This is a genomic window from Mangrovibacterium sp. (assembly GCF_041596335.1).
Classification (GTDB): Bacteria; Bacteroidota; Bacteroidia; order Bacteroidales; family Prolixibacteraceae; genus Mangrovibacterium.
The window spans coordinates 1-15,533 of record NZ_JBFHIT010000060.1 but is presented as its reverse complement, the minus strand read 5'-3'; the positions used below and the strand labels follow the sequence as shown (position 1 = coordinate 15,533).

15 protein-coding genes are annotated in these 15,533 nt (G+C 42.6%); 6 read left to right on the top strand and 9 right to left on the bottom strand.

Translation table 11 applies throughout. The annotated features are described in order from the left end of the window. Nucleotides 1–99: 99 nt before the first annotated feature. From rfbG to hpt, 7 genes are all read right to left on the bottom strand, one after another. A complete protein-coding gene (gene rfbG, locus ABZD21_RS16570) occupies nucleotides 100–1,197 on the bottom strand; it encodes a CDP-glucose 4,6-dehydratase (RefSeq protein ID WP_372776218.1) in 1,098 nt (365 codons plus the stop codon). A gap of 106 nt (nucleotides 1,198–1,303) precedes the next feature. Next, a complete protein-coding gene (gene rfbF, locus ABZD21_RS16565; RefSeq protein WP_372776217.1) occupies nucleotides 1,304–2,089 on the bottom strand; it encodes a glucose-1-phosphate cytidylyltransferase in 786 nt (261 codons plus the stop codon). Nucleotides 2,090–2,190: 101 nt separating this feature from the next. Beyond that, entirely contained in the window at nucleotides 2,191–2,757 is a 567-nt protein-coding gene (locus tag ABZD21_RS16560; RefSeq protein WP_372776216.1) for a UpxY family transcription antiterminator, read from the bottom strand. Between the two features lie 897 nt (nucleotides 2,758–3,654). Then, the gene (locus ABZD21_RS16555; RefSeq protein ID WP_372776214.1) at nucleotides 3,655–4,347 is read right to left on the bottom strand and encodes a phosphatase PAP2 family protein; all 693 of its coding nucleotides are present in this window, start codon (nucleotides 4,345–4,347) and stop codon (nucleotides 3,655–3,657) included. An 11-nt stretch (nucleotides 4,348–4,358) separates the two neighbouring features. Next, a complete protein-coding gene (gene obgE, locus ABZD21_RS16550; RefSeq protein WP_372776213.1) occupies nucleotides 4,359–5,348 on the bottom strand; it encodes a GTPase ObgE in 990 nt (329 codons plus the stop codon). An 88-nt stretch (nucleotides 5,349–5,436) separates the two neighbouring features. Beyond that, the gene (locus ABZD21_RS16545; protein WP_372776212.1) at nucleotides 5,437–6,009 is read right to left on the bottom strand and encodes an adenylate kinase; all 573 of its coding nucleotides are present in this window, start codon (nucleotides 6,007–6,009) and stop codon (nucleotides 5,437–5,439) included. A 20-nt stretch (nucleotides 6,010–6,029) separates the two neighbouring features. Continuing rightward, nucleotides 6,030–6,569, bottom strand: coding sequence for a hypoxanthine phosphoribosyltransferase (hpt, locus tag ABZD21_RS16540; RefSeq protein WP_372776211.1), 540 nt, complete (start codon nucleotides 6,567–6,569; stop codon nucleotides 6,030–6,032). A gap of 283 nt (nucleotides 6,570–6,852) precedes the next feature. Here hpt and purE point away from each other — a divergent pair, with 283 nt between their 5' ends. The 6 genes from purE to ABZD21_RS16510 all read left to right on the top strand — a co-directional run bounded on the left by purE (nucleotide 6,853) and on the right by ABZD21_RS16510 (nucleotide 13,494). After that, nucleotides 6,853–7,359 carry a 5-(carboxyamino)imidazole ribonucleotide mutase gene (purE, locus tag ABZD21_RS16535; protein WP_372776210.1) on the top strand — a complete coding sequence of 169 codons (507 nt, stop codon included), beginning with the start codon at nucleotides 6,853–6,855 and terminating at the stop codon, nucleotides 7,357–7,359. Nucleotides 7,360–7,517: 158 nt separating this feature from the next. Then, entirely contained in the window at nucleotides 7,518–8,339 is an 822-nt protein-coding gene (locus tag ABZD21_RS16530) for a hypothetical protein (protein ID WP_372776209.1), read from the top strand. Continuing rightward, complete coding sequence (locus ABZD21_RS16525) at nucleotides 8,336–10,336, top strand: ComEA family DNA-binding protein (protein WP_372776208.1); 2,001 nt, start codon at nucleotides 8,336–8,338, stop codon at nucleotides 10,334–10,336. The genes ABZD21_RS16530 and ABZD21_RS16525 overlap by 4 nt, the downstream gene beginning before the upstream one ends. 37 nt (nucleotides 10,337–10,373) lie before the next feature. Further along, on the top strand, nucleotides 10,374–11,537 hold the full coding sequence (locus tag ABZD21_RS16520) for a 1-acyl-sn-glycerol-3-phosphate acyltransferase (RefSeq protein WP_372776207.1): 1,164 nt from the start codon (nucleotides 10,374–10,376) through the stop codon (nucleotides 11,535–11,537). Between the two features lie 266 nt (nucleotides 11,538–11,803). Then, entirely contained in the window at nucleotides 11,804–12,880 is a 1,077-nt protein-coding gene (locus ABZD21_RS16515; protein ID WP_372776206.1) for a sugar-transfer associated ATP-grasp domain-containing protein, read from the top strand. A gap of 104 nt (nucleotides 12,881–12,984) precedes the next feature. After that, the gene (locus ABZD21_RS16510) at nucleotides 12,985–13,494 is read left to right on the top strand and encodes a DUF4251 domain-containing protein (protein WP_372776205.1); all 510 of its coding nucleotides are present in this window, start codon (nucleotides 12,985–12,987) and stop codon (nucleotides 13,492–13,494) included. Nucleotides 13,495–13,569: 75 nt separating this feature from the next. Here ABZD21_RS16510 and ABZD21_RS16505 read toward each other — a convergent pair whose 3' ends face one another. Beyond that, nucleotides 13,570–14,790, bottom strand: coding sequence for a uracil-xanthine permease family protein (locus ABZD21_RS16505; RefSeq protein ID WP_372776204.1), 1,221 nt, complete (start codon nucleotides 14,788–14,790; stop codon nucleotides 13,570–13,572). Between the two features lie 33 nt (nucleotides 14,791–14,823). Then, nucleotides 14,824–15,533: DHHA1 domain-containing protein (locus ABZD21_RS16500; RefSeq protein WP_372776203.1), on the bottom strand; the 710-nt coding region annotated here is incomplete at its 5' end.

Sequence of the window (15,533 nt, the reverse complement as noted above, 5' to 3'; positions counted from 1 at the left end):
AACGCTACTTGATTTGTATATAACTAATAGTAATACATTGGTAGGTTCAGTGGGCCAGAGGATTAAGACCTTAGTGCAATTGTTTGAAGTTTCACCGGTTTATTTGCTGAACTTAAAGCATTCTAAGTAGTCATCAATTTGTTTTTTTGTGAATTCCATCATATCCCATCCGAGACTATTTTGTTTATACCAAGCTACAGTGTTCGCTATAGTTGCTTCATAATCCCAGGCTGGTTGCCACTTTAGAAGGTGATATGCTTTGTCGATTGTTAGGTTTAAGAGTGACGCTTCATGGACTGATTCTGTTGAGTTATGGAACCATGAGCCTTTGCCCCAGTTTTTTATAATCTCTGAAACTAAAGATTCCACTGTTTTATTGGACGAAATTAGTGGACCAAAATTAAAAGCACTACAGTAGCGTGAGTCATCAGGTGTGGCGCTAAATAGTTTTGCTCCTAGAAGCAAATAGCCTCCGAGAGGTTCGAGTACATGCTGCCACGGTCTTGTTGCTACAGGATTTCGAACAAAAATTCGTTCCCCTTTTTCGAGATGGTTGATGCAGTCAGGAACAATTCGATCTTTCGCCCAATCACCACCTCCGATCACATTCCCTGCCCGTACTGACGCCAATTTTACACCATGGTCTTCCATGCGGAGAGGGTTGAAAAAGGATCGTCTATAAGAGGATATGATAATCTCCGCAGCTCCTTTACTGGCTGAATAGGGATCGTATCCACCCATTGGGTCAACCTCCCTGTATCCAAAAAGCCATTCTTGGTTCTCATAACTTTTATCTGAGGTAATGCAGATAATTTTTGTCCTTAGGTTCAACTCACGTACAGCTTCAAGGAGGTTTACGGTTCCCATTACATTTACATCGAATGTCTCCAATGGGATGTTGTACGAATCTCTTACGAGTGGCTGAGCTGCTAAATGAAAAATTATCTCTGGACGGGTTTCTTCAAGGCATTTCTTAATCTCGTTATATGAGCGAATGTCCTTTATGTACTGTTTAATACTGTCGGATAGTTTAAGGAGCTCATACATTGAAGGGGTCGTAGGCGGGTCGAGTGCATAGCCCGTTACACTGGCACCGAGTTTTAGCAGCCATGTAGTTATCCAACTGCCTTTGAAACCAGTGTTGCCTGTAACAAGTATTTTCTTGCCTCTATAAACTGAGAGAATTTCTTCTAGCATATAATACGAACGTTAATTAACCATCAATTGAATGGAGGGGCTTAAAATTTTCACAAACCTTTAAGTAACAGTGATTTTCATCTGGGGATATTGCCATAAGAATGAATTATTCCCATATTTTCCAAGGGGCATCTCCACTTCTCCATTGGTTATCAAGGATTTGCTTGTCGTAGAGAGTGTCCATTGATTTCCAAAAGCCTTTATGCCTGTAGGCCGCGAGTTTGCCTTGGATCGCCAGATTTTCCAGAGGATCTCTTTCCCAAGCCGTGAGATCTCCATCAATGAAATCGAACGCCTCGGGCTCCACGATAAAAAAACCACCGTTTATCCAGGCGATATCATTGCCATCTCCATCTGGTTTCTCCCTGAAATTTTCTATTTTGCTGGAATGGGATTCAAGGCTAAAGGCCCCAAAACGGCCAGGATGTTTTACAGCGGTCAAGGTGACATAGGCGTCTTGTTGTTTGTGAAAGTTAATCAGTTCGTGGATATTGACATCTGATACGCCATCTCCGTAGGTCAGAAGAAAAGGTTCATTTCCTATATAGTCCCGTACACGCTTTATCCTTCCACCGGTCAATGTATCTTGTCCGGTATCAATAAGTGATATTTTCCAGGGTTCGGCGTGATTGCTGAGATACGTTGTCTCATTTTTCGCGATATCTAGATGTACGTCTGAACGATGCATCAGGTAGTTTGCAAAAAACTCTTTTATTACGTAACCTTTGTATCCGCATAATATGATAAAATCATTGAACCCGTAGTGCGAGTAGATCTTCATGATATGCCAAATGATCGGACGATCTCCGATTTCGACCATCGGCTTTGGCCTGACTGATGTTTCTTCGGATATACGGGTTCCTAGTCCACCCGCAAGAATGAGTACTTTCATAATTTTATGGTTTACCTGTTCGAATAACTGCTGCAGAATAGAAAGAATCTACAGAAGATGGGATAAGCTCAGCTTGCAAGGAAGCTGTAGTTGACTTTCTGTTAAGCAGAAAGAAGTGAGTTGACAAGGCGTTTGTGTGCAGTAATCAGATGAGGTTTGAATGCTTCTACATCTTTCGCTGCAATGTCGGTCAGGATGCAGTATCCCAGGTTCTTAAATCGCAGCGCGATGCGGCTTTTTCCACGGAACTCAACGATTTCACCAACAACTCCTTTCATTGGTCCGGTGACCACGATAACTTTCGATCCCTCTTCCAGGTTGTCGTAGGTTACATCTATTTGTTGGTTGTATCCAGACAGGAATGTTTTCAGATCTTCCAATTGCTTTTCTGGAATTGGAGCAGCTTGTCCACCGAAAGAAACATAACTTACAGCCCCGGTCGTGTTGAGTGCGTTAAAATATTCGCGGTTGCTTACTTTCACAAAAATGTAACCTCTGAGCAGTGGCTCTTCGATCGTTTTAATGCGGTCGCTCCAACGGCGTCGTTCTGTTTTTATCGGCAAATAGCTTTCGATGCCTTTTGCCTCAAGACTAGCCTGTACTTTCTTCTCAAATCTAGATTTCGTGTACAAGGCCAACCACTGGTAGTTTGAATTAATTAAGCTCATAATCAATTGCTTTGAGTGTTAATAATTATATTCGATTGCAGATCGTTCAGATATTTCAGTTATGACACAGCTTCGCTTCCTGACCCCCACGGATCTCGTTCTGTTTTTCAAAATTCATGTTTCCTTGAGCATTCATTTCAGACCTGTAGAAAACCAAATTCTTTCAGCCTAATTTGAATTGTTACTCTTTGTTTCGATTCGATTTTGAAGCTGAACAGCAACACATGTTAAAGCGTGACTGTTTGTTGAATAACTGCTAAGTCAAAATTCCACCTTATTTAGACCAATTTCAAGTAGTGATTCCACGCAAAAAAGAATTTAGTCGGGTAAGTGGCACTATATGAGCGTTCTGGGTGCAGGAGGGTTGTGTTCGTCTAAAGTCAATGGGTAATTTTACCCATGTTGGGTGATGGGCAATTTGGAGATGGCGTCATCGCTAGCTGATTGGCGGTATCTTGTTGAAGGCGACATTCATGGGGCGCTGATGTGTGCAGGGGGCACAAGATGCAGAGGCAGCATTTTGACTGTGGTAATGAACTTGGTATAGCGTTACGAATTGGATCTTAAGTCATGAGGATGGTTTTTTTTGACTGCCACCTACATCAATGGTGATTGGATTTTGCCGACGGGAAGGAGAGTTCGGTATGTTTTCACAAAATTGAACGACATCGACGATCTTTTTACCTGCTGGTTATTCTTGAATGAGGAATTGTAGCTGAATGCCTTCTGTCGACATGAATACTAGTGTGGGTAACCAGTATGAGCATAGAGATTTAGTATGAAACGAGAGATTGGAAGGTGAAACGTGGCGATTTTAATTTGGAAGTAAATGTTTCGGAATGATGCGGGCGACCTTCAACCCTGAGATGTTTAGTTATATGCTGTTGCTGTTAGCATCTATTGGACCTGAAGCCAATTGAAATGTTGGAGTCTGTTGGCCACAATTAACGTGGTAATGACAAATGAAAGAAAAATAATCAGAACAATCCGGAAATCTTTGTCACGCAGGTGTGTGTCGGAAAATTTCGGTAATCCTAGAACGAAGAATCGATTGTCGATAAAAACCAGGAGCCGATACATGCCATAGCCGAGAGCTGTTCCAAAAATAACTCCGGTGAGCACGTCGAATGGGAAATGTACGCCGAGGTATATTCGTGTATAACTCACTAATGCAGCCCAGAAAAAGATCAAAAAGCTGTATTTGCGGTCTTTAAAAATAAAGGAGGTAAAGCAAGCCACCGCGAAAGTGTTGGCGGCATGCGACGAAAAATAACCGTAAAGTCCTCCTCTGGAAAGAATATTGTGTACAAGGTGTTGAATCGTTGGATCGTGTGTTGGTCGAAATCGTTGAACAGTTTCTTTCACAAATACAGAAAACTGATCGGATATTAAGATGGTAAGTGCCAATATCACCAAGATAATAACCGATTTCATTCGGTAACGACGAACGATATAATAGAGCATAACCGCAAAAAGCAAGAACCAGCTTTCAGTTCGGGTAAATAAAGCCATCACGACATCCCAAAACGGAGTGTGCATTCCGTTAAAAAAGAAAAAAATGGATTTGTCAAGATCGATTATGGACTCCATAGATGCTTTTATCAGTTATTCAAAATTCGCCAAATGATATCTTTTAAGCTTGAAATACCAGAACTTGTCACCGATGATATAAAATGATGTGGAATATCCTGGAATTCTTTGCTGATGTCTGCTTTTAATTCATCATCCAGAAAGTCCGATTTACTAATCACAAGGTAACGTTCTTTGTCAAGCAATTCAGGATTGTATTTTTCCAGTTCGTTTAATAGAATGAAATATTCTTTCCGGTGATCCTTGCTGTCGGCAGGTACCATAAATAATAGCATCGAATTTCGCTCAATATGTCTGAGGAAGCGTAAGCCCAAGCCTTTGCCTTCGTGAGCACCTTCAATAATTCCGGGAATATCGGCCATCACAAAAGACTGGTTATCGCGGTATGAAACGATTCCCAGGTTTGGTGTAAGCGTCGTAAACGGATAATCAGCAATTTTGGGTTTGGCAGCCGAAACCACAGAAAGAAGTGTTGATTTTCCGGCACTTGGGAAGCCGACTAAGCCAACATCGGCCAAAACTTTCAACTCCAGAACTTTCCATCCTTCAGCTGATGGTTCTCCCGGTTGTGCATAGCGTGGTGTTTGGTTCGTTGGCGATTTAAAGTGGTTGTTCCCTAGTCCTCCACGTCCGCCTTGCACCAGAATGTGTGTTTCTCCGTCGTGTGTTATTTCAAACATAAACTCACCGGTTTCGCCATCTTTAGCAACTGTTCCCAGCGGCACATCAATGTAGATGTCCTCTCCATCGGCACCACTACTGCATTGTTTTCCGCCCGATTCACCATGGCCTGCAAATATGTGTCGCTTGTAGCGAAGGTGAAGAAGTGTCCACATCTGGGCATTTCCACGTACGATCACATGCCCGCCTCGTCCACCATCTCCGCCGTCTGGTCCTCCTTTGGGGATGTACTTTTCGCGGCGAAGGTGAGCAGAACCAGGGCCTCCGTTCCCGGAACGACAAAAAATCTTCACGTAATCAACAAAATTGTTTTCGGCCATTTTTATAAAAAATTGAATGTGTGCAAGATAAACAAAAAAAGACGAATGCATGGATAACATCCGTCCTTTGCGAAATTCTTCGATATACTTATAGCGCTTTGATCGCTTCTTTTAAACGAGCTGCAATTTCTTCGATTGAACCCATGCCGTTGATGCCAAAATGCTTGTTTTGTGCAGCATAATAGTTTTTCAATGGCAGTGTCTTTTCATTATAGACGTTAATGCGGTTTTCGATAACCGAATCATCCTGATCGTCTGATCGTCCGGATGTTTTACCTCGGTTGAGCAAACGAGCCACGAGCTCTTCTTTAACAACTTCTAAGCTTAACATACCCGAAACCGGAGTTCCGTTTTCGTTGAGTAACTGGTCCAGTGCTTCGGCTTGAGCTACCGTACGAGGGAATCCATCAAAAATAAAACCTGCTGCATCGGTTTGTGCTTCAAGCTTGTTTTTAATCATTCCGATTACGACAGAGTCCGGAACCAATTCACCATTGTCCATGTAGCGTTTGGCTTCCATTCCAAGTGGCGTTGATGCTGCAATCTCGTTGCGTAACAAATCTCCGGTTGATAAGTGATTCAATCCGTAGCTTTCGATCAGGAATTCGGCCTGAGTTCCTTTGCCTGCTCCCGGGGGGCCGAATAAAACTAAATTTAACATTTTAAAATATTTATGGGGGATTATTCTACGACTTTAAAAATGTCGATCAGGTTGCGGCCTCTGCCATTATAGTCAAGTCCGTAGCCAACAATGAATTCGTTCGGAATTTCCAATCCAACGTAATCTAGTTTGACATCGCGTTGCAGTGCGTCTGGCTTTAAAAGCAAAGTAGCGACCAACACTTCCGCCGGATTTTTCGACTGGATTTGCTCAATGGTTCTTTCGATCGTGATTCCTGTATCAACGATGTCTTCGAGTACAACGACTGTTCGACCCGCTAAATCTTCGTTTAGGCCAATTAGTTCTTTAACTGTTCCTGTTGTCGATGTTCCCTGGTAAGAAGCTAATTTTACAAAGGAAATCTCTGCATCGAGCAGGGTAATGCGTTTGAAAACTTCAGCCGCAAACATGAATGAGCCATTCAGAATGCATAAAAAAAGTGGATTTTTACCCTGCAACTTCTCATTCATCTGATCAGTCATTGTTTCGATAACCGACCGGATCTTCTCGTAAGGGATAAATAATTCAAATTCTTTATCAATAATCGTAATGTTTCCCATTTTTATTTCTGGTTTTAAATGGACAAAGGATTAAGAAAAATTGTTTTAATAATCACTTTATTTCAACTATTTTAGTCCTGATTTTAAAAAGTTGCAAAGTAACAAAAAATAATCGCTCGTTCCATCGTTGATCGTTGATTATTTTCGCTTTAAGTTAGTGCGATAGCCTGTCAAAAATCATCGTTTTACGAATGTGATAATTGTATCGAAAGGTGATTTGAATGAACAGGTTGAAGAATTAAGTTGTTTGAATATTGTTCACAGTGATTTAAAATAGATATACATGGAACCAAAAGTTAGTATCATCATGGGTAGCACCTCGGATTTAGGGGTGATGGAAGCTGCGGCCAAAATTTTAGATGAGTTTGAAATTCCTTTTGAGGTTAATGCGCTTTCAGCGCACCGTACTCCGGAAGAAGTTGAAAAATTTGCGAAAGGAGCCAAAGATCGCGGAATTAAAGTAATAATAGCAGCTGCAGGTATGGCTGCTCATCTTCCGGGAGTAATTGCTGCCATGACCACTTTGCCGGTTATTGGTGTGCCAATTCGTGCTAGTTTGGATGGATTGGATGCTTTGTTGGCTATCGCGCAAATGCCTCCGGGAATTCCGGTTGCCACCGTTGCGATTAATGGAGCTCAAAATGCCGGAATCCTGGCTGCACAGATGATCGCATTGGGCGATGCGGAAATGGCAGAGAAGCTTGTCCTGTTTAAGGAAAACTTAAAAACCAAGATTGTAAAAGCCAACCAGGATTTGGCTGAAATTAAATTCAAATTCAAAACAAACTAACTCGCTTTTTAGTGATTTAAAGAGGAGACAGCCGTCGGGAACTTATTGTTCTTTAACATTTAATTAATCAACAGAAATATCTTTACTGTTTAAGATAGAATTTGTAACTTGACAACAAGATAGAGAAAGGGTTACCTTAAAAGGTAAACCCTTTTTTTATGCGTGGAACTATTCATAAAATTGTAATTGCATACAGCTTTCTTCTGTTGCCTGCCTTGTTGCAAGGACAACAATCGGTGGTTTTGCCGGCATCTGTTGAAGCGATAGGGAGTAGCGGTGCTAGTCTTGGCTGGGGCGAGAGCTTTTGGCTCAATGCTGCGGCATCGGCTCGTTCAGGTTTTGCCATCGGCCTGAATTATTCTAATCGGTTTTTGTTAAAAGACCTTTCTTCTGCTTCAGTATATCTTGTCATGCCTGTTAATGATAGCCGAATGATGGCGTCAATCGGGCAATTTGGGAATGAAGCTTTTCGGGAGAACCAAATCACTGCCGGATTATCAAAAGCATTTGGAGAGCGGCTCTCATATGGCCTTCTGTTTCATTATTTCCGATTTTCGATGGCTGAAAGCTCGCGTCATCCGGAGTTGCTAACGTTTAGTCTGGGGATTCAATACCAGCAAGGTGATTATGGCTTGGGAGTGGCTTGCTTTAATCCGCTCTCAATCAAAATGAATGTACCGGAAGTTCACGATGATTATCCATTTTTATTTCGAGTTGGGGCACACAGGGTGTTTCAGGATCATTTACTGGTTGCAGGTCAGCTTAGTTATTGCGATGAATATGGTGTGAATGTGCACTGTGGTTTGCAATATGAACTTCAGCAGCGGCTTTATTTAAGGGCAGGAGTTCAAACGCGGAATTCGGAATGGGCTTTTGGGATCGGCTATCTGGTTGGTGTACTTCAGGCTGACCTCGCTTTTTCTTATCACGAGTATTTAGGTTTTTCGCCGATAGTAACACTTTGTTTTAAGCAACCATGAAAAGGGCTCTGTTGGTCATATTGGTTTTGGTGAGTTCTTTGTTGGCGCGTGCACAGCAAACAGATACGCCATTGCATGAGCAGTTGCAAGATTTATTAGAGCAAGTGTTGGAAGAAGATGAGAATGCAGATGTTGAACTGCTTTTAAGCGACTTGGTTCGGTTGGAAGAAAGTCCAATAGCGATAAACACGGCAGGTCAGGATGAATTTGCTCCTTTGTTTTTTATGTCGCCTCTGCAAGTGCAGGCGCTTTTAGATTATCGAAAAGAATCGGGGGCGATTTTGTCGGTTTATGAGCTGGCTTTGGTCGATGGATTTAATCCGGAGATCGCACAGATGATTGCTCATTTTGTTGATTTTAGTGCCAGTTTAACTCCTGTGAAATTTCGAAGGACAAGACAAGACTTATTAGTGAGAGGAACGCGCTTGATTGAAAAACAAGCTGGATTCAAAGATGGAGATTATAGTGGATCGCAGGAGAAGCTTTATCTGCGGTATCGGCTTGACTCGAGAGTCGTTCAGTTGGGGGTTACAGCAGAAAAGGATGCCGGAGAGCCTTTCTTCAGGCAGCCAAACTCAGATGGATTCGACTATAAAAGTGGGTTTCTACGGTATGAATTTGGACAAAATAAGAACGCCGTTTTAGTTGGTGACTACGTCGTTCAATGGGGGCAGGGACTAGCCGCGTGGCAAGGGTTTGCAATGGGCAAATCCACTGATGTAGAACGAATAGCTCGCTTTAATCAAGGGATTAAGGCTTATTCATCAACCGACGAGAATAATTTCATGCGCGGTGTTGCCGCGAATCTAAGCCTCGGGAAATTTCAATTGCAGCCTTTTATATCGTACAAAAAGTTCGATGCGAATGTCGATAGCTTGAACGGAACGAAGGTCTTCACTTCGATTCAAACCAGTGGGTTGCACCGCACTGAATCGGAAATAGAGGATAAGAATTCAGTTGCAGCGTTAGTTGGCGGGGCTCATTTGGGATACCGGACCGGTCGGTTGGAGTTGGGGTTTTCGGGCTTGCATACCTGTTATGAGCTGCCATTGGTCCGGCAAAGTGGGCTTTATAATCAGTTTTTGTTTCAGGGAAGTGAGATTAGTAATTTCTCAGTTGACTACCGGTATACATTTAACCGAATGTATTTGTTTGGCGAAATGGCCAGCTCACTTCATTCGGATGTTGCGGTGCTCAACGGATTCATGTTTCAGCCTGTTGGACAGGTCTCCCTATCGGCGCTCTATCGAAATATTGGCAAAAAATATAATTCGCCCATCGCTGCGGCTTTCACGGAAAACAGTCGGGTGAACGATGAGCAGGGGGTGTTTTTGGGTTTGCGATTACTACCAGTGGCGAAATTTCAGGTGAAAGCCTACGCCGATTTCTTTCAGTATAAATGGATAAAGTATACGACGGCTGCTCCGGCTAAGGGCTGTGAATATATGATTCGACTGGATTATAAGATAAATCACGACTGGCAAATATATGGTCGGTACTTTTACGAGCAGAAGCCGGTGAAAATAAGTACGGATGTTTTACGGTATGATCTGGATCAGATTAGACAAGGAGCTCGGTTGCAGCTCAGTGGAAATTTGAACGAGCAGTTTTCAATTCAAACCAGATTTGAGCATTCGTTTTATGAGCATGAGCAAAGCTCGGGTGGGTATTTGTTGAGTCAGGATATTTCTTTTCAAACTAAAACTTCGAATTCACGTTTTTGGCTTCGACTGGCTTATTTTAATACCGACGACTACGATTCAAGAATCTATTCTTATGAAAACGATTTGCTCTATCAATTTTCAATACCAGCCTTTTATGGCGAAGGAATTCGATCTTATGTAAATGGAAAAGTTAAATTATGTGAAAAGATAGATTTCTGGATGAAGCTGTCCCGTAGTTGGTATTTCGATGTAAACTCGCTTGGCAGTGGAGCTACAGCGATCGACGGAAATACCCGAACCGAGTTGAAGTTTCAATTTCGGTTTAGGATTTAAATAGCAATTTGTATATTAGCGCCCCTAAATCAACTGAATGAGGGATATGATGTGTTTCGACGATATTCGTCCTTACGAAGATCAAGAAGTTAATCATTACATCAATGTACTATTGAACGATGATTTGTTCCGCCAGGTATTGTTTTTCATTTTTAATGATGAAAACAAAGTAAAAGAAGTTAGTGCGATGCTTGCCGGTGTGAACTCAATTAAGGAGTTGCAGCTGAAATTTATGTATCCTTTAATTGAGGACTGGATTATCAAGCGGACGACTAGTGGGATAACCTACAGTGGACTCGAAAATCTGGACAAGTCGCAGAGTTACTTGTTTATTTCTAACCACAGGGATATTATTCTTGATTCGGCTATTCTAAACTATATTGTTGTGAATGCCGGCATGAATACAACCGAAGTGGCAATAGGCAATAATCTGCTTATTTACGACTGGATTCAGCATATTGTAAAGCTGAACCGGGCTTTCGTGGTTAAACGTAATCTTCCTGTTCGGGAGCTATTGACAGCTTCCAAAACTCTTTCTCAATATATCCGGAAAACAGTTACTAAGGACAATATTTCGGTTTGGATTGCCCAGCGCGAAGGACGTACCAAGGACGGTTGTGATCAGACACAGCAAGCGCTTTTGAAAATGTTGAATCTGAGCAATTCAGGCGACTTCGAAAGTGGTTTTCGCGAACTCAAGATTGTTCCGTTGTCCATTTCTTATGAACGTGAACCCTGCGGTATTTCGAAAGTCGAAGAGATTTATAAGAAGGAGCGGGATGGTTATGTGAAAACGCAAGCCGACGATCTGAAAAGTATGGCTTATGGCTTAACTCGTCCGAAAGGGAGAGTGCATTTTGCTTTTGGCAAACCGATTGATGCACAATTGGAACGTATTGCACAGGCTGAAAATCCACAGGAATGTATTCAACGACTAGCCGACCAGATTGACGCCTGTATTTATAAAAACTATAAATTATGGCCTTATAATTATCTGGCAGCCGATATGCTTTCAGAGTCTGGCAAACATAATGGAGAGATCTCTGATGGATGCAAGGAAAAGTTTTATGAATTGCTGGATGATTTGGTTAAAACCATTGGCGAAGGAGATGCAGAGTGCCAAAAGCGATTGTTTATGAAAATGTACGCAGCCCCCTTGCTTAATGCGGAGAGGGTGTGCAAAGAAAAGATAGTTTACTAATTGAAACCGGGTCTGAAACCCGGTTTTTTTGTGCCCTTCCATCTCGATAGTTGGCTTTGGACTCCGGCTGAACCAATGCGATCGCCCACTATATAATTGAGTCTGTCGCGATAAATGCTTCGAAGGTCAGTCGGTTATCTGCTTTTTATCCGTATATTTTATAGGATGATTCTGACGAGATTTGTTGTTCGAATTGATGCACGAATACGTGTTTTTAATTCAATGATGTCCGTCAGAGAATCCCAAATTTTAAAAAGAAAGCAGATATGGGAAAAGTAGCCTCGCTCGCTCTTCGTATGTTCGAGTTTACCAGAGATTATCGGTATCATTTCCTGCAAAAACAAATCGCAAAGGGGCTTTTGCACTCTATTGAACAAGAGCGGGGGAAAACAGAACGACATTTGATTCGGCTATGCGATGGCTATGCAATAGATGTTTTCGGACATCCGATGTTCGCGCCCTGGTTGTATGTATATGCGGCTGTAGCCGGGGAGTTTCGGGAGGGCTGGATTCCCGATAATTACTATGCAAAGACAGTCGTCCCTGCAATAAAAGGAGGCTATGGCGAAGTTTCTTTTCTTAAGCCATTGACGGGTAAACTGTTTAATTCTGATTATTTTCCGGACATGGGAGCTTATGTCAATGGCATTTGGGTCTCAAAATCAAACGAGGTGTTGAAGCCGGAACAGCTTTCTGAGTATTTCTTTAGCCAATCGACCCGGATCGTTTTTAAACTGGATAATTCGCTTCAGGGGAAAGGGATCCACTTCTTTACCAGAGAAACCTTTAGTCCGGCTGAACTAGAGCGGCTTGGGAATGGAGTTGTTCAGAGCTGCATCGTACAACATCCTTTTTTCGACGAAATTGTTCGGGGCGCGGTTGCGACGCTTCGGATTACCACAGTCATTCTAAATTCGGGTGAGTGCAGCCTGCGCGCATGCCACCTGCGAATTGGCCGAAAATCAGAGACCCATGTGCAGTCGGCCTCTCAGCTCCTGGTTACTGTTGATCCGACAACGGGTGAGCTTTCCTCTGTGGCTTTTATGTCTAATTGGAAAACTGTAAACTGCCACCCGGATACCGCATTTGTTTTTGGAGCGCAAAAGATCCCGTTTTTCGATGAATGTGTGCGGGTTGTGAAAAAACTACATCTGCAGGTTCCGTTTGTGAGAGCGGTAGGGTGGGATGTTGTTGTGGATTGTAACAACCAGGTGAAGGTCATGGAATGGAACGGCGCTCATAATGGTATTAAGTTTTCCGAAGCCACACAGGGGCCATGCTTCGCTGATTTAGGATGGGAGTCGCTGTGGAAAAAAAGGAACGAAATGCATCCGGAGAATTGAAATTGTGTTGCCTGAATGGGTACGTTCATTTGCGAATGAGTTTTGTTGATTGGTGACGTGGTACTTCTTTTGCAGTACAATTACGAACTTATAAACGAAGAGCTATGAAAACATTTGTATTGATGCTGTTGGTTGTCGTGTGTTGTGGGCAGAGCAGCTTTGCACAAAAAATGACAGCGAGAGAACGAAAAGCACAAAAGGCTTCTGAAATAGAAGAATTAGTTGAGTCTGGTAATTTTGTGTTTGATGCCCGTTCTGCGAACCCTTTAACCGGGCGAAGAATTGATCTTACTTCTACTTACAATTTGAAATTTGATGGAGATACTGTAGTGGCATGGTTGCCCTATTTCGGACGAGCGTATCAAGCTCCGTATGGTGACACGGATGGGGGAATAAAGTTTAAAGAGAAACCCAAGGCAATAACGCGGGAATACAACGAGCGGAGAAAGTTGTACGAGATTAAGTTTGAAGTGAAGACTTCGCGCGATAATTATCGAATGTTCCTGGAAATTGGATTGGGTGGATACGCCACTCTTTCGGTGAATTCGGATCACCGGCAAATGATTAGTTTTTACGGCCTTATTGATGCGCCAGTTGAGGACGTAAAAGACTAAAAATAGACTTAAAACAAATAGCTCCCGTTTAACAGATATTAAACGGGAGCTATTTATTTGTATAAGTTATGTGACTTATTTCTTTTGCGTTTGCACTTCTTTTGATTCTCCCGGTAAAATCAGATTTAAAATAATACCGACAACAGCAGCTAGTCCGATTCCGGCAAGCGAGAAGTTACCCCATGAGATAACAGCTCCTCCGATTCCAACAGTTAGCACAATCGAAACAATTACTTGGTTACGAATCAAACTTATGTCAGTTCTTGAGTCAATCAGTGTTTTGATGCCAATAGAGGCGATCAACCCAAAAAGTAGCAGCATGATTCCACCCAAAACAGCTTGAGGGATGGTTTTTAAGAAACCACTCACTTTGCCAATCAACGAAAAAACAATCGCTGTAACAGCAGAGATTCGAAGTATAAACGGGTTTGTTACTTTGGTTAGCGATATAGCGCCGGTTACTTCTGAATAAGTTGTATTGGGGACACCTCCAAAGAATCCGGCCAAACTGGTTGCAATACCATCGCCAAGCAATGTTCTGTGCAGACCCGGTTTCTCGATGAAGTTTTTATCTGCTACACCGCCAATCGCATACATGTCGCCCACGTGCTCAATAATTGGTGCAATTGCTACCGGAATCATGTATATGATAGCTCCCCAGCTGAACTCAGGAGTGGTAAATTTCGGTAATCCAATCCAGGCTGCTTCTTTTATAGGCGTGAAATCAACTACACCCAGAGCAAGTCCGGCAAGATACCCTACAATAATTCCAATAAAAATGGGAATGAGTTTGATGATCCCTTTCGTGAAAACCACAACAACAATAGCCGCCAATAAACTTGCTGCTGCAATAATCCAGTTTGTCTTCGCCATATTAACGGCGACACTTGCCAACGAAAGACCAATGATCATGATGACCGGGCCAACAACAGTGGCGGGGAATAAGCGTTCAACAAAAGTAATTCCCCGAAGTTTTATTAGACCCGAAACAAGCGCATACACAAGGCCAACAGCGATGATTCCGGAGAATGTGCCTGGAAGACCATAGAGTCTGGTTGATTCAATGATTGGTGCGATAAAGGCAAAGCTACTACCGAGGAAAACAGGAACCATGCCTTTTGTAATCAGGTGAAAAAGAAGGGTGCCCACTCCTGCAGTAAAAAGCGCTACCGAAGGATCAATGCCGACTAATAAGGGAACCAGAACTGTTGCTCCGAATGCAACAAACAAAAATTGTACGCCCAGAACCATGTTTCTGGGTGTGAATTGGGTTTGGCCAGTGTTGGGAAAACTCATAGGGATATTTTTATAGGATTTGTAAAACAGGGATTAATATATTTTTGCTTCGATATCTCGAATGTAAAGCTGCAAATTGGTTTTTCCTCTAAACTCGTTTTCCGAAATCGTATATAGGATGTCAAATGGAAGCCCCTGGCTAATTCCTTCAAAATGATTGGCTTGATTGAAGGCGATGGCTGAAAAAACAGAAGAATTTCCGGTCGGCTCGACTAAGTCGAGCTTCAAGTGTTCCTGATTGCGTCCGACACAACGACTGGTTCCGTTGTCAAGAACATTTTCGGTCAGAAACATAGGGGTCATATTGTGTGGCCCAAAAGGTTCGAATTGCTTTAGAACACGATAGAATTTTGGTGTGATATCCGATAGTTGCAGCTTGGCATCAGCTTCCAGGATTTCTGTTTTTTGCGAATCGGTGATGTTGTTTCTGACAATTTCTTCAAAGCGTCGGCTAAATGCCGGAATATTATCGATCTTCATTGTCAGCCCTGCTGCGTACATGTGTCCACCATACGATTCCAACAAATCGGCGCATTGGCCAATCGCTTCATATAAGTCGAAGTCGCGCACAGAGCGAGCTGAGCCGGTGGCCAACCCATTCGATTCAGTCAGGATGATTGTTGGGCGATAGTAATGTTCGGTGAGGCGGGAGGCCACGATGCCGACCACACCTTTGTGCCAGTCGCGATTGTATAAAACCGTTGAGGATCGTTCGGAATGGATAGGGTCGTGAGTAATCATAT

Excerpts from the sequence above, each read along its gene's own strand:
- rfbG (WP_372776218.1), bottom strand. The coding sequence starts at position 1,197 with ATGCTAGAAGAAATTCTCTCAGTTTATAGAGGCAAGAAAATACTTGTT.
- rfbF (WP_372776217.1), bottom strand. The coding sequence starts at position 2,089 with ATGAAAGTACTCATTCTTGCGGGTGGACTAGGAACCCGTATATCCGAA.
- ABZD21_RS16560 (WP_372776216.1), bottom strand. The coding sequence starts at position 2,757 with ATGAGCTTAATTAATTCAAACTACCAGTGGTTGGCCTTGTACACGAAA.
- ABZD21_RS16555 (WP_372776214.1), bottom strand. The coding sequence starts at position 4,347 with ATGGAGTCCATAATCGATCTTGACAAATCCATTTTTTTCTTTTTTAAC.
- obgE (WP_372776213.1), bottom strand. The coding sequence starts at position 5,348 with ATGGCCGAAAACAATTTTGTTGATTACGTGAAGATTTTTTGTCGTTCC.
- ABZD21_RS16545 (WP_372776212.1), bottom strand. The coding sequence starts at position 6,009 with ATGTTAAATTTAGTTTTATTCGGCCCCCCGGGAGCAGGCAAAGGAACT.
- hpt (WP_372776211.1), bottom strand. The coding sequence starts at position 6,569 with ATGGGAAACATTACGATTATTGATAAAGAATTTGAATTATTTATCCCT.
- purE (WP_372776210.1), top strand. The coding sequence starts at position 6,853 with ATGGAACCAAAAGTTAGTATCATCATGGGTAGCACCTCGGATTTAGGG.
- ABZD21_RS16530 (WP_372776209.1), top strand. The coding sequence starts at position 7,518 with ATGCGTGGAACTATTCATAAAATTGTAATTGCATACAGCTTTCTTCTG.
- ABZD21_RS16525 (WP_372776208.1), top strand. The coding sequence starts at position 8,336 with ATGAAAAGGGCTCTGTTGGTCATATTGGTTTTGGTGAGTTCTTTGTTG.
- ABZD21_RS16520 (WP_372776207.1), top strand. The coding sequence starts at position 10,374 with ATGAGGGATATGATGTGTTTCGACGATATTCGTCCTTACGAAGATCAA.
- ABZD21_RS16515 (WP_372776206.1), top strand. The coding sequence starts at position 11,804 with ATGGGAAAAGTAGCCTCGCTCGCTCTTCGTATGTTCGAGTTTACCAGA.
- ABZD21_RS16510 (WP_372776205.1), top strand. The coding sequence starts at position 12,985 with ATGAAAACATTTGTATTGATGCTGTTGGTTGTCGTGTGTTGTGGGCAG.
- ABZD21_RS16505 (WP_372776204.1), bottom strand. The coding sequence starts at position 14,790 with ATGAGTTTTCCCAACACTGGCCAAACCCAATTCACACCCAGAAACATG.